This is a genomic window from Streptomyces sp. WM6372, from assembly GCF_001279655.1.
In the GTDB taxonomy this organism is placed as follows: Bacteria; Actinomycetota; Actinomycetes; order Streptomycetales; family Streptomycetaceae; genus Streptomyces.
In genome coordinates this window covers 123,644-141,686 of sequence record NZ_LGDB01000238.1, presented here as the reverse complement: position 1 = coordinate 141,686, position 18,043 = coordinate 123,644, and the positions used below count along the sequence as shown (strand labels likewise).

16 protein-coding genes are annotated in these 18,043 nt (G+C 71.3%); 11 read left to right on the top strand and 5 right to left on the bottom strand.

The annotated features are described in order from the left end of the window. Window positions 1-124 precede the first annotated feature (124 nt). From secD to ADK52_RS35920, 7 genes are all read left to right on the top strand, one after another. The gene (gene secD / locus ADK52_RS35950) at window positions 125-1,906 is read left to right on the top strand and encodes a protein translocase subunit SecD (protein ID WP_078988858.1); all 1,782 of its coding nucleotides are present in this window, start codon (window positions 125-127) and stop codon (window positions 1,904-1,906) included. A 3-nt stretch (window positions 1,907-1,909) separates the two neighbouring features. Continuing rightward, on the top strand, window positions 1,910-2,968 hold the full coding sequence (secF, locus tag ADK52_RS35945; protein WP_030157392.1) for a protein translocase subunit SecF: 1,059 nt from the start codon (window positions 1,910-1,912) through the stop codon (window positions 2,966-2,968). Beyond that, entirely contained in the window at window positions 2,965-3,516 is a 552-nt protein-coding gene (locus ADK52_RS35940; protein WP_053694033.1) for an adenine phosphoribosyltransferase, read from the top strand. The genes secF and ADK52_RS35940 overlap by 4 nt, the downstream gene beginning before the upstream one ends. A 222-nt stretch (window positions 3,517-3,738) precedes the next feature. Beyond that, the gene (locus ADK52_RS35935) at window positions 3,739-6,192 is read left to right on the top strand and encodes a RelA/SpoT family protein (RefSeq protein ID WP_053694032.1); all 2,454 of its coding nucleotides are present in this window, start codon (window positions 3,739-3,741) and stop codon (window positions 6,190-6,192) included. A 45-nt stretch (window positions 6,193-6,237) separates the two neighbouring features. Next, on the top strand, window positions 6,238-7,722 hold the full coding sequence (locus tag ADK52_RS35930) for a serine/threonine-protein kinase (protein WP_053694031.1): 1,485 nt from the start codon (window positions 6,238-6,240) through the stop codon (window positions 7,720-7,722). Further along, entirely contained in the window at window positions 7,715-8,149 is a 435-nt protein-coding gene (locus ADK52_RS35925) for an effector-associated constant component EACC1 (RefSeq protein ID WP_159046108.1), read from the top strand. The genes ADK52_RS35930 and ADK52_RS35925 overlap by 8 nt, the downstream gene beginning before the upstream one ends. After that, window positions 8,133-9,275, top strand: a complete 1,143-nt coding sequence (locus ADK52_RS35920; protein WP_053694029.1) for a caspase, EACC1-associated type — start codon at window positions 8,133-8,135, stop codon at window positions 9,273-9,275. Before ADK52_RS35925 ends, ADK52_RS35920 begins: the two co-directional genes overlap by 17 nt. A gap of 67 nt (window positions 9,276-9,342) precedes the next feature. Here ADK52_RS35920 and ADK52_RS35915 read toward each other — a convergent pair whose 3' ends face one another. After that, complete coding sequence (locus ADK52_RS35915; RefSeq protein ID WP_030157398.1) at window positions 9,343-10,572, bottom strand: DUF349 domain-containing protein; 1,230 nt, start codon at window positions 10,570-10,572, stop codon at window positions 9,343-9,345. A 190-nt stretch (window positions 10,573-10,762) separates the two neighbouring features. Continuing rightward, on the bottom strand, window positions 10,763-11,545 hold the full coding sequence (locus ADK52_RS35910) for a peptidylprolyl isomerase (RefSeq protein ID WP_053694028.1): 783 nt from the start codon (window positions 11,543-11,545) through the stop codon (window positions 10,763-10,765). 163 nt (window positions 11,546-11,708) lie between these two features. Here ADK52_RS35910 and ADK52_RS35905 point away from each other — a divergent pair, with 163 nt between their 5' ends. Next, on the top strand, window positions 11,709-12,419 hold the full coding sequence (locus tag ADK52_RS35905) for an MBL fold metallo-hydrolase (RefSeq protein WP_053694027.1): 711 nt from the start codon (window positions 11,709-11,711) through the stop codon (window positions 12,417-12,419). Between the two features lie 10 nt (window positions 12,420-12,429). After that, window positions 12,430-13,689, top strand: coding sequence for a histidine--tRNA ligase (gene hisS, locus ADK52_RS35900; RefSeq protein WP_053694026.1), 1,260 nt, complete (start codon window positions 12,430-12,432; stop codon window positions 13,687-13,689). Window positions 13,690-13,735: 46 nt separating this feature from the next. Here hisS and ADK52_RS45170 read toward each other — a convergent pair whose 3' ends face one another. From ADK52_RS45170 to ADK52_RS35885, 3 genes are all read right to left on the bottom strand, one after another. Continuing rightward, window positions 13,736-13,921, bottom strand: a complete 186-nt coding sequence (locus tag ADK52_RS45170) for a response regulator transcription factor (protein WP_053694025.1) — start codon at window positions 13,919-13,921, stop codon at window positions 13,736-13,738. Between the two features lie 84 nt (window positions 13,922-14,005). Beyond that, window positions 14,006-14,863 (bottom strand): ABC transporter permease, encoded by an 858-nt coding sequence (locus tag ADK52_RS35890; RefSeq protein ID WP_053694024.1) that lies wholly within the window; start codon window positions 14,861-14,863, stop codon window positions 14,006-14,008. Further along, window positions 14,860-15,741 carry an ABC transporter ATP-binding protein gene (locus tag ADK52_RS35885; RefSeq protein WP_053694023.1) on the bottom strand — a complete coding sequence of 294 codons (882 nt, stop codon included), beginning with the start codon at window positions 15,739-15,741 and terminating at the stop codon, window positions 14,860-14,862. The genes ADK52_RS35890 and ADK52_RS35885 overlap by 4 nt, the downstream gene beginning before the upstream one ends. Window positions 15,742-15,878: 137 nt before the next feature. Between ADK52_RS35885 and ADK52_RS35880 the strand changes: the two genes are divergently transcribed. Continuing rightward, window positions 15,879-16,493, top strand: coding sequence for a vitamin K epoxide reductase family protein (locus ADK52_RS35880; protein ID WP_053694022.1), 615 nt, complete (start codon window positions 15,879-15,881; stop codon window positions 16,491-16,493). An 83-nt stretch (window positions 16,494-16,576) separates the two neighbouring features. Next, on the top strand, window positions 16,577-17,947 hold the full coding sequence (locus ADK52_RS35875; protein ID WP_053694021.1) for a replication-associated recombination protein A: 1,371 nt from the start codon (window positions 16,577-16,579) through the stop codon (window positions 17,945-17,947). Window positions 17,948-18,043: the final 96 nt, after the last annotated feature.

Genomic DNA, 18,043 nt, shown 5'->3' with positions numbered 1-18,043 from the left:
ACCGGCGGCCGCCGCGGTCCCCGTCAGTGACACTTCTGCGGGGGGCAGGGGTCCCCACCACACATTTCGTGGCCGTCCGCGCGCTGACCCGGCGCGGGGCGGTTGGACAGGGAGATACGACAAGGTGGCAGCACCGAAGAAGGGCCGGCGGCCCACGGGGGCTCAGGGGAGGCCGGGGCGTGCCCTGGCGATCATCCTGATCGCGATGGTGGCGCTCACCGCGGGGATGTTCCTCACGAAGCAGACGACTCCCCGCCTCGGCATCGACCTCGCGGGCGGTACGAGCATCACGCTCAAGGCCAAGAGCGAGCCCGGCAAGCCGGACGCGATCAACGAGACCAACATGAACACGGCGGTCGGCATCATCGAGCGCCGCGTCAACGGTCTCGGCGTGTCGGAGGCCGAGGTCCAGACGCAGGGCCGCGACCACATCATCGTGAACATCCCCAAGGGGACGAACGAGAAGCAGGCCCGCGAGCAGGTCGGTACCACCGCCCAGCTGTACTTCCGCCCGGTCCTGGCCTTCGCCGACGGCGCCCCGGCGGCCCCCGAGGCCACGCCGAGCCCGTCCGCGAGCAGCTCCGGTGCCCCGAAGGCCGAGGGCAGCGGCAAGCCCAGCACCCCGGCCACCCCGTCGTCCAGCGCCACTTCCCAGGGCCGTGTGCTCAGCGAGGCCCTCAAGGCCCCGGCCGCCACCGCCTCTCCCTCGCCCTCGGCGAGCGAGTCGAAGAAGGCAGACGACAAGGCTCCGGCCCCCACCCCGGCCCCGTCGGGCGTCGAGGCGGCCGCCGCCGACCTCCAGGCGAAGTTCGCGGCGCTGGACTGCACCAACGAGGCGCAGCGCGCCGCGGCCGGCAAGGGCGCCAAGCCCGAGGACGCGACGCTCGCCTGCGGCAAGCGCGGTGACACCTGGGGCAAGTGGATCCTGGGCCCGGCCGGTGTGGCCGGTACGGACGTCAAGGACGCCAAGGGTGTCATCGACCCGCAGCGCGGCCAGTGGATCGTCACCATGCAGTTCACCGACAAGGGCGCCGACAAGTTCGCCAAGATCACCGGTGAGCTCGCCACCAAGCAGATGCCGCAGAACCAGTTCGCGATCGTGCTCGACGGCGAGGTCGTCTCCGACCCGTCCGTCAGCCAGGCGCTGACCGGCGGCAACGCCGAGATCTCCGGTGGCTTCACCCAGCAGACCGCGCAGGACCTGGGCAACATGCTCTCGTACGGCGCCCTGCCGCTCTCCTTCAGCGAGGACAGCGTCACCACCGTCACCGCCGCGCTCGGCGGCGAGCAGCTGAAGGCCGGCCTCATCGCCGGCGCCATCGGCCTCATCCTCGTCGTGATCTACCTGCTCGTGTACTACCGGGGACTGGCCTTCATCGCCATCGTCAGCCTCCTGGTGTCCGCGATCCTCACCTACACGATCATGGCGCTGCTCGGAAAGGGCATCGGCTTCGCGCTGAACCTGCCCGCCGTCTGCGGTGCGATCGTCGCGATCGGCATCACGGCGGACTCGTTCATCGTGTACTTCGAGCGCATCCGCGACGAGATCCGCGAGGGCCGCACCCTGCGTCCCGCCGTGGAGCGGGCCTGGCCGCGCGCCCGGCGCACGATCCTGGTCTCCGACTTCGTGTCGTTCCTGGCCGCCGCGGTGCTGTTCATCGTCACCGTCGGCAAGGTGCAGGGCTTCGCCTTCACCCTGGGTCTGACGACCGTGCTCGACGTGGTCGTGGTGTTCCTCTTCACCAAGCCGATCATGACGCTGATGGCCCGCACGAAGTTCTTCTCCAGCGGCCACCCCTGGTCCGGACTGGACCCGAAGCGGCTCGGCGCCAAGCCGCCGCTGCGCCGGTCCCGCCGCACCGGCTCCGGTTCCGTCACCGCTCCCGTCGACGTAAAGGAGGCGTGAGAGATGTCGAAGCTGGGAGATCTCGGCGCCAAGCTGTACCGCGGTGAGGTCGGCTACGACTTCGTCGGCAAGCGCTTCATCTGGTACGGCGTTTCCATCCTGATCACCATCACGGCGATCGTGGCCCTGGCCGTTCAGGGCCTCAACATGGGCATCGAGTTCAAGGGCGGTGCCGTCTTCACCACCCCGAAGACGGCCGTCTCGGTCGCCAAGGCGACCGAGGTGTCGGAGAAGGCCTCGGGCCACGACGCGATCGTCCAGGAGCTCGGCACCGGCGGCCTGCGCATCCAGATCTCGGGTCTGGACACGAACGACGCGGCGGGCGTCAAGAAGCAGCTCGCCACCGACCTCAAGGTCTCCGAGGCCGACATCAACGCGGACCTGGTCGGCCCCAGCTGGGGCGACCAGATCGCGAACAAGGCCTGGACCGGCCTCGGCATCTTCATGGTCCTCGTGGTGATCTACCTCGCCATCGCCTTCGAGTGGCGGATGGCGGTCGCCGCGCTGATCGCCCTGATCCACGACCTCACCATCACCGTCGGCGTGTACGCGCTGGTCGGGTTCGAGGTCACGCCGGGCACCGTGATCGGTCTGCTGACGATCCTCGGTTACTCCCTCTACGACACCGTCGTCGTCTTCGACGGTCTCAAGGAGGGCTCGAAGGACATCACCAAGCAGACCCGCTACACGTTCAGCGAGATCGCCAACCGCAGCATCAACGGCACCCTGGTCCGCTCGATCAACACCACCGTCGTGGCGCTGCTCCCGGTCGGGGCGCTGCTCTTCATCGGCGGCGGTTTCCTGGGCGCCGGCATGCTGAACGACATCTCGCTGTCGCTGTTCGTCGGCCTCGCGGCCGGTGCGTACTCCTCGATCTTCATCGCGACCCCGCTGGTCGTGGACCTCAAGGAGCGCGAGCCGGCGATGAAGGCGCTGAAGAAGCGGGTGCTCGCGAAGCGGGCGGCCGCGGCGGCCAAGGGCGAGTCCCCGGAGGACGAGGGCTACGAGGCCACCGACACCCCGCAGGTCGTGGCCCAGGGCCGCGCCGGGCGGCGCCGGTGAGCACCCTCTCCCCCGCGGCGCTCGAGCTGCTGCTCAGCCGGATCAAGGACGTGGCGGACTACCCGAAGCCGGGGGTGATGTTCAAGGACATCACCCCGCTGCTGGCCGACCCGAAGGCCTTCGCGGCCCTGACGGACGCGCTGGTGGAGCTGGCCGGGCAGTACGGCGCGACGAAGATCGTCGGGCTGGAGGCGCGCGGGTTCATCCTCGCGGCGCCGGTGGCGGTCCAGGCGGGCATCGGCTTCGTGCCGGTGCGCAAGGCCGGGAAGCTGCCGGGTGCGACGCTCGCGCAGTCGTACGAGCTGGAGTACGGGACGGCGGAGATCGAGGTCCACGCCGAGGACCTGTCGGCCGGTGACCGGGTCATGGTCATCGACGACGTCCTGGCCACGGGCGGCACCGCCGAAGCCTCGCTCTCGCTGATCCGGCGGGCCGGCGCGGAGGTCGCCGGGGTGGCGGTCCTGATGGAGCTGTCGTTCCTGCCGGGCCGCGAGCGGCTGGCCGGCGCCCTTGCGGACGCCCCGCTGGACGCCCTGATCGTCGTCTGACGCAGCCGACCGCGAAGCGGGCGGGCACCGGGACACCCCGGCGCCCGCCCGCTCCGGCGTATGCGGCCGCCGCGCGGGCCTGCGCCGGGCCGGCCGGGCCGAAGGAGGCGGGGCTCGGGGAACGGGGTGGGTCAACCCTCGCTACCATGGGTTGTCCGGACCTGACCGGGGCACCGGATCCTCCCCCGGACTCCGTCCAGGGGGACCCCCAGAGGAGCGCTCTTGCCAGACGAGGTCCAGCCACTCTCCGCCGCGCAGCCCGACCCGCAGGCCGAGCGGGCCGCGACGCCCCCCGCCACGCCCCCGCCGGCCCCGCCCGTGAAGCCCGCGCCCGTGAAGCCCGCGCCCGCGAAGCCGGCGGCCGCGAAGTCGGCCGGGTCCTCCAACCGCGTGCGCGCCCGGCTCGCCCGCCTCGGCGTCCAGCGTTCCAACCCGTACAACCCGGTACTGGAACCCCTGCTCCGCATAGTCCGCAGCAACGACCCGAAGATCGAGACGGCCACGCTGCGCCAGATCGAGCAGGCGTACCAGGTCGCCGAGCGCTGGCACCGCGGTCAGAAGCGCAAGAGCGGCGACCCGTACATCACCCACCCGCTCGCGGTGACCACCATCCTCGCCGAGCTCGGCATGGACCCGGCCACCCTGATGGCCGGCCTGCTGCACGACACCGTCGAGGACACCGAGTACGGGCTGGAGGACCTGCGCCGCGACTTCGGCGACGCCGTGGCCCTGCTCGTCGACGGCGTGACCAAGCTCGACCGGGTCAAGTTCGGCGAGGCCGCGCAGGCCGAGACCGTGCGCAAGATGGTCGTCGCCATGGCCAAGGACCCGCGCGTCCTGGTCATCAAGCTCGCCGACCGCCTGCACAACATGCGCACCATGCGCTACCTCAAGCGGGAGAAGCAGGAGAAGAAGGCCCGCGAGACCCTCGAGATCTACGCCCCGCTGGCGCACCGGCTGGGCATGAACACGATCAAGTGGGAGCTGGAGGACCTTGCCTTCGCGATCCTCTACCCCAAGATGTACGACGAGATCGTCCGCCTCGTCGCCGAGCGCGCGCCCAAGCGCGACGAGTACCTCACCGTCGTCACCGACGAGGTCCAGACGGACCTGCGCGCCGCCCGCATCAAGGCCACCGTCACCGGCCGCCCCAAGCACTACTACAGCGTCTACCAGAAGATGATCGTCCGCGGCCGCGACTTCGCCGAGATCTACGACCTGGTGGGCATCCGCGTCCTCGTCGACACCGTCCGGGACTGCTACGCGGCCCTCGGCACGGTGCACGCGCGCTGGAACCCGGTCCCCGGCCGGTTCAAGGACTACATCGCGATGCCCAAGTTCAACATGTACCAGTCGCTCCACACGACGGTCATCGGACCCAGCGGCAAGCCGGTCGAACTCCAGATCCGCACCTTCGACATGCACCGCCGCGCCGAGTACGGCATCGCCGCGCACTGGAAGTACAAGCAGCAGACCGTCGCCGGCACCTCCAAGGTCCGCACCGACGTCCCGCAGGCCGCCAAGGGCAGCGCCGGCCAGGACACGGTCAACGACATGGCCTGGCTGCGCCAGCTGCTGGACTGGCAGAAGGAGACCGAGGACCCGGGCGAATTCCTCGACTCGCTGCGCTTCGACCTCTCCCGCAACGAGGTCTTCGTCTTCACGCCCAAGGGCGACGTCATCGCGCTGCCCGCCGGAGCCACCCCGGTCGACTTCGCGTACGCCGTCCACACCGAGGTCGGACACCGGACGATAGGCGCCCGCGTCAACGGCCGCCTCGTCCCGCTCGAATCCACCCTCGACAACGGCGACCTCGTCGAGGTCTTCACCTCCAAGGCCGAGGGCGCGGGCCCATCCCGCGACTGGCTGGGCTTCGTCAAGTCCCCGCGGGCCCGCAACAAGATCCGCGCCTGGTTCTCCAAGGAGCGCCGCGAGGAGGCCATCGAGCACGGCAAGGACGCCATCGCGCGGGCCATGCGCAAGCAGAACCTGCCGATCCAGCGCATCCTCACCGGCGACTCGCTCGTCACCCTCGCGCACGAGATGCGCTACCCCGACATCTCCTCCCTGTACGCGGCGATCGGCGAGGGCCACGTGGCCGCGCAGGGCGTCGTACAGAAGCTGGTGCAGGCCCTCGGCGGCGAGGAAGCGGCCAACGAGGACATCGAGGAAAGCGTCCCGCCCTCCCGTACCCGGGGCACGCGCCGCAAGAACGCCGACCCGGGCGTGGTCGTCAAGGGCGTCGACGACGTGTGGGTCAAGCTGGCCCGTTGCTGCACCCCGGTTCCGGGGGACCCGATCATCGGCTTCGTCACCCGCGGCAGTGGCGTATCGGTTCACCGCGCGGACTGCGTCAACGTGGACTCCCTCTCCCAGCAGCCCGAGCGGATGCTGGAAGTGGAATGGGCGCCTACCCAGTCCTCGGTCTTCCTGGTCGCCATCCAGGTCGAGGCGCTGGACCGGTCCCGGCTGCTGTCGGACGTCACGCGGGTCCTGTCGGACCAGCACGTGAACATCCTCTCCGCGGCCGTCCAGACCTCCCGCGACCGCGTGGCCACCTCCCGCTTCACCTTCGAGATGGGCGACCCCAAGCACCTGGGGCACGTCCTGAAGGCGGTACGGGGTGTGGAGGGCGTCTACGACGTCTACCGTGTGACATCTGCAAGGAGGCCGTGACCAAGGCCTGACCGCCGCTCTCTGACGCCACCTCGGGGGGATCACGTGGCCGATGTCTTTCCGCGCGGGCTCGCCCAGCGCTTCGAACCCGTACGGCTGGTCGGCCGGGGTGGCATGGGTACCGTCTTCGAGGCCGAGGACACGCTGCTGCGGCGGCGTGTCGCGGTCAAGGTCCTGACGGCCTACGGGTCGGTGAGCGAGGCGGCGGCCGGGCGCTTCGAGGGCGAGGCGCGCGCCCTCGCCCGGATCAGCCACCCCAACGTGGTGGTCGTGCACGACGCGGGGGTGGACGAGGGCACGCCCTACCTCGTGATGGAGTTCCTCGACGGATCGGACATCTCCGGGCTGGTCCGCGCGGGCGGTGCGCTGCCCGTGGGCGAGGCCTGCCGGATCGCCGCCGACACCCTGGCCGGCCTCGGCGCCGCCCACTACAGCGGCGTGCTCCACCGCGACGTGAAGCCCGCCAACATCCGGGTCACCGCGAGCGGCCGGGTGGTCCTCTACGACTTCGGGCTGGCCCGGCTGACCGGCGAGGTCGCCCTCACCAGGGACAGCGACCTGCTCGGAACCCCTCAGTACATGGCCCCGGAACGCATCCGGGGCGAGCTGCCCCAGGCCGCTTCCGACGTGTACGGGGTCGGCGCCTGCCTGCACTTCATGCTGACCGGTGCCTCTCCGTTCGGTGAGGCACACCGCGTGGACGTGCTGCTCGACCGGGTCGTCCGCGAAGGACTGCCCTCGCTGCACGACAGCCCGGTGGGGATCCCCACCGGGCTCGCGGACGCGGTGGACGCCCTCAGCGCGCGGGACCCGCTCGCGCGCACCCCCAGCGCCGCCGCCGCGGAGGCCCTGATCCGGCCCTGGGCGGACGCAGGGGACACCACGCTGGACCACACCCGGCAGGAAGTCCGCGCCCTGGACAACCACGCTTCCGGGCAGGAAGTCCGCGCCCTGGACAACCACGCTTCCGGGCCGGAAGTCCGTCCCCTGGACAACCACGCTTCCGGGGGAGAGGACTTCGCCCTCGACGACCACGCCTCCGGGCTGCCCGCTCCGCCGCGACCTCCCGTGTCGCCGCAGCTGCCCCTGCCCACGCCGGCGCCCCTGCCCACGCCGGCGTCCACACCGTGGCCCGACGCCGATGAGTCCGCGGACGTGCCCGAGTACGACTGGGGCCAGGTCGACGTCCTGCCCGCTCAGAACCACTCGCTCCGGACCGGCCACGTCACCCTCAGCCAGAGCACCCGCCGCCTGGTGCGCAGCCGGATGACCGAGCAGACCGCGCTGTCACGACAGCGCGAGGCGGTCGGCCTGATCCAGCGCGGGAACCTGCGGGAGGCCCTGGACCTGCTCGGCGGACTCGGACCGTTCTGCGCGGAGACGCTGGGCCCGGCCCATCCGACCACGCTCGCCTGCCGGTACTGGCAGGCTGTGTGCCTGGCCCGGCTGGGCAGGGCACCACAGGCGCTGGAGCTGTTCGCCCAGGTCAGCGCCTATCACGGACAGGGGAGGGGCGCGGAGGATGCATGAGTACGCGTTACAGGTGGACCCGCACAGCGCGGGGCAGGGCCCGGAGACAGAACTGCGGTCCCTGCTGCTCTGGTTGAAGGAGGACGAGTCGCTCCGCCGCGACGTACGGGGACGGATCCGCAGCGGCGCACCGACACCGACACCGGCAGCGGGTGGCACGCCGATGGGTTCGCCCGGCTTCGACCTGCTGCAACTGACCGTCGGCAGCGGCCTGTCCGCCGGATCGCTGCTGTTCGCCGTGCTCCAGTGGCAGGCGTCCCGCCGCCGGCCTCCGGCGCTCACCGTGCGCCGCGGCCCGTACGAGATCACGCTCACCGGGGACGAAGCCGCCGACCCCGAGGGCCTGCGCCGCATCGTCGCGGCGCTGGAGCACGGAAGCGGGGACGAGGGCGGGGACGAGGGCCGGGCCGATGACGGGACTGCCTGACCCGGCGGCCTCGCGGGCGGTCCTCATCGGCAGCTCCGGCTACCGGCACCTGGCCGCGCTCCCGTCCGTCGAGTGCAACGTCAAGGACCTGGCCGCCGAGCTGTGCGACGCGACGATCTGGGGACTGCCCGAGCAGCACTGCACGCAAGTACTCGACCCCCAGCACCCCGCCGAGGTGCTCGACCCGGTCAACCGGGCGGGGGAGGAGGCCACCGACACGCTGCTGGTCTACTTCGCCGGGCACGGCATGCGGGACGCGGCGACGGCCGACCTCTACCTGGCCCTCCAGGGCTCCCGCGAGCACGTCGGCTACACCGCCGTCGCCTACCAGCACCTGCGGGCAGCCCTGCGCGACTCGTCGGCCCGGCGCAAAGTGGTGCTGCTCGACTGCTGCTTCAGCGGCCGGGCCGCCAGCACCCTCGCCGGTGAGGAGGACGCGCTGGCCGCCCAGGCCGCGATCGAGGGCGCGTACGTGCTCACCGCGTCCGCCCGCGACGCCGTGGCCCTGTCCCCCTACGGCGAGCGGCACACCGCCTTCACCGGCGAACTGCTGACCATCCTGCGCCACGGGATCCACGACGGACCCGAACTGATCGACCTGGACACCCTGTGCCGCACCATGGAGGCCCGGCTGCGCGGCAAGAACCGTCCGCTCCCGCAGCACGCACAGGAAATGCGCATGGGCCGCCTCAGGCTGGTACGCAACCGGGCGCGCGCCGTACGGGGCACCCCGGCCGGACCCGTCCTGGCCGCGGACATCCGTTCCGCCATGGTCGTCGCCGGGCTCGGGCTCGCCCGCACGCTCCGCTCCGCGGGCCGCACCCGCGACGCCCTGCCCGTACTGCGCCTCGCCCTCCAGGAACGGGCGCCGGACGGCGAGGGGGACCCGCTCGCCGTACAGCTCGAACTCTCCGACATGCTGGAGGAAACCGGACAGACCCGCGAGGCCATGGAAGTGCTGGAGCAGGCCTTCCAGCAGGTCCACCGGTTCTACGGGCCCGAAGCCGTGCAGGTGTGCCGCCGCCTGGCCTCGCTGCTCCAGGAGTCCGGCAACCACATCCAGGCCTGCGAGGTGCTCGAACACGCCCTGGACCTGCTCCAGGACGGCAGCCGAGCCCTCCCGTGACCACCGGAACACGGAAGGGCCCCGGTACGAGGATCCGTACCGGGGCCGCTCCGTGATCCAGGGGGCGTCAGCCGCCGAACTCCTCCAGGCCCTTCAGGGCCTGGTCGAGGAGGGCCTGGCGGCCCTCCAGCTCGCGGGCCAGCTTGTCGGCCTTCGCGTTGTTGCCCGCGGCACGGGCCGCGTCGATCTGCTCACGCAGCTTGTCGACCGCGGCCTGGAGCTGACCCGTCAGACCGGCCGCACGGGCCCGCGCCTCCGGGTTGGTACGACGCCACTCGCCCTCCTCGGCCTCCTGGATGGCCCGCTCCACCGCGTGCATCCGGCCCTCGACCTTGGGCCGGGCGTCGCGCGGCACGTGGCCGATGCCCTCCCAGCGCTCGTTGAGGGAGCGGAACGCGGCCCGGGCCGCCTTCAGGTCCGTGATCGGGACGAGCTTCTCGGCTTCCTCGGCCAGCTCCTCCTTCAGCTTCAGGTTCTCCACCTGCTCGGCGTCACGCTCCGCGAACACCTCGCCGCGCGCCGCGAAGAACACGTCCTGCGCACCGCGGAAACGGTTCCACAGATCGTCCTCGGACTCGCGCTGCGCCCGGCCCGCCGCCTTCCAGTCCGCCATCAGCTCGCGGTAGCGGGCGGCCGTCGGACCCCAGTCGGTCGACTTCGACAGCGACTCGGCCTCCGCGACCAGCTTCTCCTTGACCTTGCGGGCGTCCTCGCGCTGCGCGTCGAGCGAGGCGAAGTGCGCCTTGCGGCGCTTGGAGAAGGCGGAACGGGCGTGCGAGAAGCGGTGCCACAGCTCGTCGTCCGACTTGCGGTCCAGGCGCGGCAGACCCTTCCAGGTGTCCACCAGGGCCCGCAGCCGCTCGCCCGCACTGCGCCACTGGTCGCTCTGCGCCAGCTGCTCGGCCTCGGCCACCAGCGCGTCCTTGGCCGCACGGGCCTCGTCCGTCTGCTTGGCCTTCTGGACCTTGCGCTCCTCGCGCCGCGAGTCCACGGTCGCGACCAGCTTGTCCAGCCGGACGCGCAGGGCGTCGAGGTCGCCCACGGCGTGGTGCTCCTCCACCTGCGTGCGCAGGTGGTCGATGGCCGTCTGCGCGTCCTTGGCGGACAGATCGGTGGTCCGCACCCGCCGTTCGAGGAGGCCGATCTCGACCACCAGGCCCTCGTACTTGCGCTCGAAGTAGGCCAGGGCCTCCTCAGGGGTGCCCGCCTGCCAAGAGCCGACGACCTTCTCGCCCTCGGCAGTACGCACGTACACGGTGCCCGTCTCGTCGACGCGGCCCCACGGGTCGCTGCTCACAGCGCCTCCTCCACCTGATGCCTGCGAGGGGTTCACCCCCTGGGCATCGTCCACAGTTTCCTGGGGCGGGCAGCGCCCGCCCTGCACAACGCCAACATAGGCGACCGCCGGGCCGGCTGTCCGCATCCCGCACGACGGAATATCGCCGTACGGGCCGGACGCCGGCCGGGCCCGAGGCCGCCGGAACCCGTCAGTTCCGGGTGACGGCGCCCTTCTGGACGGTCACCGGCGTCTTCGGTGCCCCGTCCTGGCCGCCGTCGGCCGTACCGGCCTTGGCCACCTCCTCCAGCGCCTTCAGACCCGCCGCGTCGATCTTGCCGAACGGCGTGTACGACGGAGCCAGCGGGCTGTCCTTGTAGACCAGGAAGAACTGGCTGCCGCCGCTGTGCGGCTGGCCGGTGTTGGCCATCGCCACCGTGCCCGCCGGGTAGACCACCTGGCCCTGCTCGTTCGGCTTGCCCAGCGAGTCGAGGTTCTCGTCCGCGATCGTGTAGCCGGGGCCGCCCATGCCGGTGCCCTCCGGGTCGCCGCACTGGAGCACGAAGATCCCGGAGGTGGTCAGCCGGTGGCACTTGGTGTTGTCGAAGAAGCCCTTGTCCGCGAGCGCCTTGAACGAGTTGACGGTCTCCGGCGTCTTCGCCGCGTCCATCTCGAACTTGATCTCACCCGCGGTGGTCTTCAGGTCGAACGTGTACTTCGCGTTCTTGTCGATCGCCATCGCCGGCGCGGGCGACTGCTTCGCCGAGGGCGAGGCCGACGGGTTCGCCGCCGGGTCCGCCGCGCTGTCCTTCTTGTCCTTGTCGAAGACGCCGCCCACGACGAGGCCCACCAGCGTCGCGACCACCACGGCCACCGCCGCGCCGATCACCGCCGCCCGCTGCCGCCCCTTGCGCCGGGCCTCGGCCCGGCGCTTCTGCTGGCGCTCGTACTTCTCCCTGGCGAGCTGTCGCCGCCGCTGATCGCTCGTGACCACCGGGTCGTCTCCTTGTGCGTGTGTGGCACCGCTGTCCGGGCTCGGTTAGGCCGTACCGTATATGGGTTCGCTGTGGAACGAGCGGCGCCGGTAGGCTCTGAGCAGCGGCATTCCGATCTCGGCCGCCGCTGACGCTCCCGCCGGACGACGATTGAGGACGAACGTGCTGATTGCCGGGTTCCCCGCCGGGGCCTGGGGGACCAACTGTTACGTGGTCGCCCCCGCCGCCGGTGAGGAGTGCGTGATCATCGACCCGGGCCACCAGGCCACCCAGGGTGTCGAGGAGACGCTGAAGAAGCATCGGCTCAAGCCCGTCGCGGTCGTCCTCACCCACGGCCACATCGACCACGTGGCCTCGGTGATTCCGGTGTGCGGAGCGCACGACGTGCCGGCCTGGATCCACCCCGAGGACCGCTTCATGATGAGCGACCCGGAGAAGGCGCTGGGCCGCTCCCTGGGAGCGCAGCTGATGGGCGAGCTCACGGTGGGGGAGCCCTCCGACGTGAAGGAGCTCGACGACGGCGCGAAGCTGGCACTGGCGGGCATGGAGCTCACCGTGTCGCACGCGCCCGGGCATACCAGGGGGTCGGTGACCTTCGGGATGCCCGAGGCGGGGGACGTCCCACCGCTGCTGTTCTCGGGCGACCTGCTCTTCGCCGGCTCCATCGGACGTACCGACTTCCCCGGCGGCAGCCACGCCGACATGCTCGAGTCGCTGGCCCGCGTGTGCCTGCCGCTCGACGACTCGACCGTGGTGCTGCCCGGTCACAACGAGCACACGACCATTGGCCGTGAGCGCGCCACCAACCCGTACCTGCGGCAGGTGGCCGCCGGCCTGGGAGACGGATTCACGTCTCCACGACGAGGAATGTGACGAGAGTTTCGTGAGTACTTTCCAGGCCCCCAAGGGCACCTACGACCTGCTGCCGCCCCGCTCGGCGGCCTTCCTCGCGGTGCGCGAGGCGATCTCGGCGCCCCTGAAGAACTCGGGCTACGGGTACGTCGAGACGCCCGGCTTCGAGAACGTCGAGCTCTTCTCCCGCGGTGTCGGCGAGTCCACCGACATCGTCAGCAAGGAGATGTACACCCTCACGACGAAGGGCGGCGACCAGCTCGCCCTGCGTCCCGAGGGCACCGCGTCCGTGCTGCGCGCGGCGCTCCAGGGCAACCTGCACAAGCTCGGCGGCCTGCCCGTCAAGCTCTGGTACTCCGGTTCGTACTACCGCTACGAGCGGGCGCAGGCGGGCCGCTACCGCCACTTCTCGCAGGTCGGCGCCGAGGCGATCGGCGCCGAGGACCCGGCGCTGGACGCCGAGCTGATCATCCTGGCCGACCAGGCGTACCGCACGCTGGGCCTGCGCAACTTCCGGATCCTGCTGAACTCGCTGGGCGACAAGGAGTGCCGCCCGGTGTACCGGGAGGCGCTCCAGGCGTTCCTGGGCGGGCTGGACCTGGACGCCGAGACCGTCCGCCGGGCCGAGATCAACCCGCTGCGCGTCCTCGACGACAAGCGGGCCGACGTACAGAAGCAGCTGGTCGGCGCGCCGATGCTGCGGGACTACCTGTGCGACGCGTGCAAGGCGTACCACGAGGAGGTCCGGGCGCTGGTCACGGCCGCCGGGGTCGCCTTCGAGGACGACGAGAAGCTGGTGCGCGGGCTGGACTACTACACGCGGACCACGTTCGAGTTCGTGCACGACGGTCTCGGCTCCCAGTCCGCGGTGGGCGGCGGCGGCCGCTACGACGGCCTGTCCGAGATGATCGGCGGCCCCGCGCTGCCCTCGGTGGGCTGGGCGCTGGGCGTGGACCGTACGGTGCTGGCGCTCGAAGCGGAGGGCGTCGAGCTGGACATCCCGTCGGCGACGTCGGTGTTCGCGGTGGCGCTCGGCGAGGCGAAGCCGGTGCTGTTCGGTCTGGTGACCGAGCTGAGGCGGGCGGGTGTCGCGGCGGACATCTCGTACGGGGGCAAGGGCCTCAAGGGTGCGATGAAGGACGCCAACCGGTCGGGCGCGCGCTTCGCGATCGTCGCGGGCGACCGCGACCTCGCCGAGGGCGTCGTCCAGCTGAAGGACATGGAGTCCGGGGAGCAGTCCCCGGTCGCCGTGACCGACGTGGTGGCCCTCCTCCGCATCAAGCTGGCCTGACGCAGCCGAGCCGTCCTGCCGGAAGCCGTTCCCCGGGGCGGGTCCGTCAGAGGAGGTCGTGGCGCATGGCCGTGGTCACCGCGGCCGTGCGGTCCGCGACCTCCAGCGTGCCGAAGATGCGCAGCAGGTGCGTGTTGACGGTGGATTCCGCGACGAACAGGCGGCGGCGGGGACCCGGTACGACAGCTCGGGGAAGTCCGCGCCCAGGACGAAGGCCACGGTCGCGGCCCACACGAAGCCGAAGCAGAGGTCCCGCGGCCCGAACGCGCGGTCCCGGACGCGGGATTCCGCGCCCCCGCCGCCCCGGTGAAGCCGTTCAGCCGTCGCGGCGGTTCTTCCACGTGAAGGTCAGCAGGCACAGGACCAATCCTCCGACGACCCAGGCCCCCAGGACCAGGGCGACCTTCCCGTACTCCCAGCTGCCCGCCTGCTCCAGGATGGCCGCTGACTCCGGCAGGAACACCCCGCGCAGACCCTGGCACATCCACTTGAGCGGGAACAGCGCGCCGATGTTCAGCAGCCAGTCCGGGATCGTGTTGACCGGGATGAAGACGCCGGAGATGAACTGGAGGATCAGGAACGGCAGGACGACCACCGAGCTCGCGCTCTTGCCGGACTTGGGCAGGCTGCTGATGGCGATGCCGAGAAGGGCGCAGCCGGTGAGGCCGAGGGCGAAGATCCAGCCGAAGGTGAGCCACTTGGCGGCCGAGGCCGGCAGGTCGAGGTCGAACAGGGTGGAGCCGACGAGCAGCAGGATCGCGGTCTCGGCGAGTCCGGTGGCGAGCACCATCCAGACCTTGCCGAGGAAGTACGCGGCCGGGGGCATCGGGGTCCCGCGCAGCCGGCGCAGCACCTTCTCGTCCCGTTCGACGGCGATCGAGATGCCGAGCGACTGGAAGCTGGTGGACATGATGCCCGCGGCGACCATGCCGGCCGCGTACAGCTGGGAGGCGGTGACGCCGGTGTTCTCGACGCTGTCGTGGAAGATCGAGGCGAAGAGGGCGAGGAAGACGATGGGGAAGGCGAAGGTGAAGATCATCGCGTCGCGCTGGCGGACGAACTGCTTGATCTCCAGCGCCCCGCGGCTCAGCCCCAGGGTCCAGGCGCCGGGCAGGGCCCTCGCGGCCGCGGCGGCCCGGCCGCCGGTCGTCGAGGTGGTGGCGGTGGTGGTCATCGTGCGTCCTCCGGCTGCTGCGCGGTCATGGGTACGAGCTGGCCGGTGAGGCGCAGGTACACGTCCTCCAGGGTGGGCCGGCCGATCTTCAGTCCCGGGATCTCGCCCTCGAAGCGGGCCATGAGCTCGGCGACCGTACGGGTGGGGGTCTCGGTGGCGACGCTCTGCGCGGTGCCGTCGGCCCCGGTCCACTCGACGGTGGCGCCGGTGCCGAAGCGCGAGCGCAGCTCGGCCGGTTCGCCCTCGGCGACGACCCTGCCGCTCGCGATGACCGCGAGCCGGTCGGCGAGGGCCTCGGCCTCCTCCAGGTAGTGCGTGGTGAGGACGATGGTGGTGCCCTCGCCGGCGAGCAGCCGGATCAGGTCCCAGAACTGACGCCGGGCCGCCGGGTCGAAGCCGGTCGTCGGCTCGTCGAGGAGCAGCAGCTCGGGATCCCCGATCACGCCGAGCGCCACGTCGAGACGGCGCCGCTGGCCGCCCGAGAGGCCCTTCAAGCGCTGGTCGCGCTTCTGCTCCAGGCCGACCAGGGCGATGACCTCGGCCGGGTCGCGCGGGGCCGGGTAATAGCGGGCGAAGTGCTCGACCGTCTCCCGCACCGTCAGTTCGGCGGGCGCCGACTCGTCCTGCCAGACGATCCCGACGCGCGAGCGCCAGGCCCGCCCGCCGGTGGCCGGGTCCGCGCCCAGCACGCTGACCTCGCCCCCGTCCCGTTCCCGGTGGCCCTGAAGGATCTCCACCGTCGTGCTCTTGCCGGCGCCGTTGGGCCCGAGGAGGCCGAAGACCTCGCCCTGCCGGATCGTCAGATCGAGTCCGTCCACCGCGGTGACCTCGCCGTACTGCTTGCGAAGCCCCCGTACTTCCACCGCGTTTCGTGTCATGTCTCGAATGGTGGGGCGGAATGCGCTCCACCGGTCCCCCCGTGCGTACGTCCTTATGTCCATCGAACGGTGGACACACAGCTCCGTACGGCACAATGGCCGGTGCTTGTTGACCTTGCAGATGTGGAGCGGGCGGTATGACGATACGAGGCACGGACGCGGACACCGCCCCCCGGACGGTCGGCGCGAGCAGGGCCCTGGCCCTGCTGCTGGTGATCACCGGCGCCTTGGGGCTGCTCGCCGCCTGGGTGATCACGATCGACAAGTTCAAGCTGCTCGAAGACCCGAACTTCACGCCGGGCTGCAGCCTCAACCCGATCGTCTCCTGCGGCAACATCATGAAGAGCGAGCAGGCGTCCGCCTTCGGCTTCCCGAACCCGATGCTGGGGCTGGTCGCCTACGGCATCGTCGTCTGCGTCGGCATGAGCGTGCTGGCCGGGGCCCGGTTCCGGCCCTGGTACTGGCTGACCCTCAACGCGGGCATGCTGTTCGGCGTCGGGTTCTGCACCTGGCTGATGTACCAGTCGCTGTACAACATCAACTCGCTGTGCCTGTGGTGCTCCCTGGCCTGGGTCGCCACGATCTTCATGTTCTGGTACGTCACCGCGTTCAACGTGCGCGAGCGGCTGCTGCCCGCCCCGGGCTGGCTGCGGGCCTTCCTCGACGAGTTCACCTGGGTGCTGCCGGTACTGCACGTCGGGATCATCGGCATGCTGATCCTGACGCGCTGGTGGGACTTCTGGACCTCCTGAGGCCTGCCGGGCCCGGGGCCCGCTGCGGGCGGGCGTCGGTGGGCTGTCGGCCGGCTGTCAGTGGGCTCGCTTAGGCTTCCTGTGTGGAACCAGACCTGTTCACCGCCGCTGCCGAAGACCGCCGGGAGAAGGACCCGGCGAGCTCCCCGCTCGCCGTCCGGATGCGCCCGCGCACCCTGGACGAGGTCGTCGGCCAGCAGCACCTGCTGAAGCCCGGATCACCGCTGCGGCGCCTGGTCGGGGACGGGGCGGGCGGCCCGGCCGGAGCCTCGTCGGTGATCCTGTGGGGCCCGCCGGGCATCGGCAAGACCACCCTCGCCTACGTGGTGAGCCAGGCGACGCAGAAGCGGTTCGTGGAGCTGTCGGCGATCACGGCGGGCGTGAAGGAAGTGCGCGCCGTCATCGAGGGCGCCAAGCGCGCGGCCGGCGGGTACGGCAAGGACACGGTCCTCTTCCTCGACGAGATCCACCGTTTCAGCAAGGCCCAGCAGGACTCGCTGCTCCCGGCCGTGGAGAACCGCTGGGTGACGCTGATCGCCGCGACCACGGAGAACCCGTACTTCTCGATCATCTCCCCGCTGCTGTCGCGATCGCTGCTGCTCACGCTGGAGCCGCTCACGGACGAGGACCTCAGCGCGCTGATGCGGCGCGCGCTGACGGAGGAGCGGGGGCTGGGCGGGGCGGTGACCCTGCCCGCGGACGCGGAGGCGCACCTGCTGCGGATCGCGGGCGGCGACGCCCGCCGGGCGCTGACGGCGCTGGAAGCGGGCGCCGGGTCGGCGATCGCCAAGGGGGAGTCCGAGATCAGCCTCCGGACGGTGGAGGAGGCGGTCGACCGGGCCGCGGTGAAGTACGACCGGGACGGCGACCAGCACTACGACGTGGCGAGCGCGCTGATCAAGTCGATCCGCGGTTCGGACGTGGACGCCGCGCTGCACTACCTGGCGCGGATGATCGAGGCCGGGGAGGACCCGCGGTTCATCGCGCGCCGCCTGATGATCTCGGCGAGCGAGGACATCGGGCTGGCGGACCCGACGGCACTGCCCCTCGCGGTGGCGGCGGCGCAGGCGGTGGCGATGATCGGCTTCCCGGAAGCGGCGCTGACCCTCTCGCACGCGACGATCGCCCTGGCCCTGGCCCCGAAGTCGAACACCGCGACGACCGCGATCGGCGCGGCCCTGGCGGACGTCCGGGCGGGCCTGGCGGGCCCGGTGCCGACGCACCTGCGGGACGGCCACTACAAGGGCGCGGCCAAGCTGGGCCACGCGGTGGGGTACGTGTACCCGCACGACGTCCCGGGCGCGATCGCGGCGCAGCAGTACGCCCCCGACGCGGTGCACGGGAAGCGGTACTACGAACCGACCCGCTACGGCGCCGAGGCCCGCTACGCGGACGTGGTCGAAAAGGTCCGCGAGCGGCTGCGCGGCGGGAATTCCGGCCCGTCCGGAGCGTGAGGACCGGGGTCCGGGGCGGGGCCCGGGTCCCGGGGAGGAGAGGGGCGGGGGGAAGGTTCCGCCCAGCGGTCACGGCGTGCGGGGGATCCGCCGCGA

Bases quoted from the DNA above. Each gene is read 5' to 3' on its own strand.
- secF (WP_030157392.1), top strand. From the start codon at position 1,910: ATGTCGAAGCTGGGAGATCTCGGCGCCAAGCTGTACCGCGGTGAGGTC.
- ADK52_RS35925 (WP_159046108.1), top strand. From the start codon at position 7,715: ATGCATGAGTACGCGTTACAGGTGGACCCGCACAGCGCGGGGCAGGGC.
- ADK52_RS35920 (WP_053694029.1), top strand. From the start codon at position 8,133: ATGACGGGACTGCCTGACCCGGCGGCCTCGCGGGCGGTCCTCATCGGC.
- ADK52_RS35890 (WP_053694024.1), bottom strand. From the start codon at position 14,863: ATGACCACCACCGCCACCACCTCGACGACCGGCGGCCGGGCCGCCGCG.
- ADK52_RS35885 (WP_053694023.1), bottom strand. From the start codon at position 15,741: ATGACACGAAACGCGGTGGAAGTACGGGGGCTTCGCAAGCAGTACGGC.
- ADK52_RS35880 (WP_053694022.1), top strand. From the start codon at position 15,879: ATGACGATACGAGGCACGGACGCGGACACCGCCCCCCGGACGGTCGGC.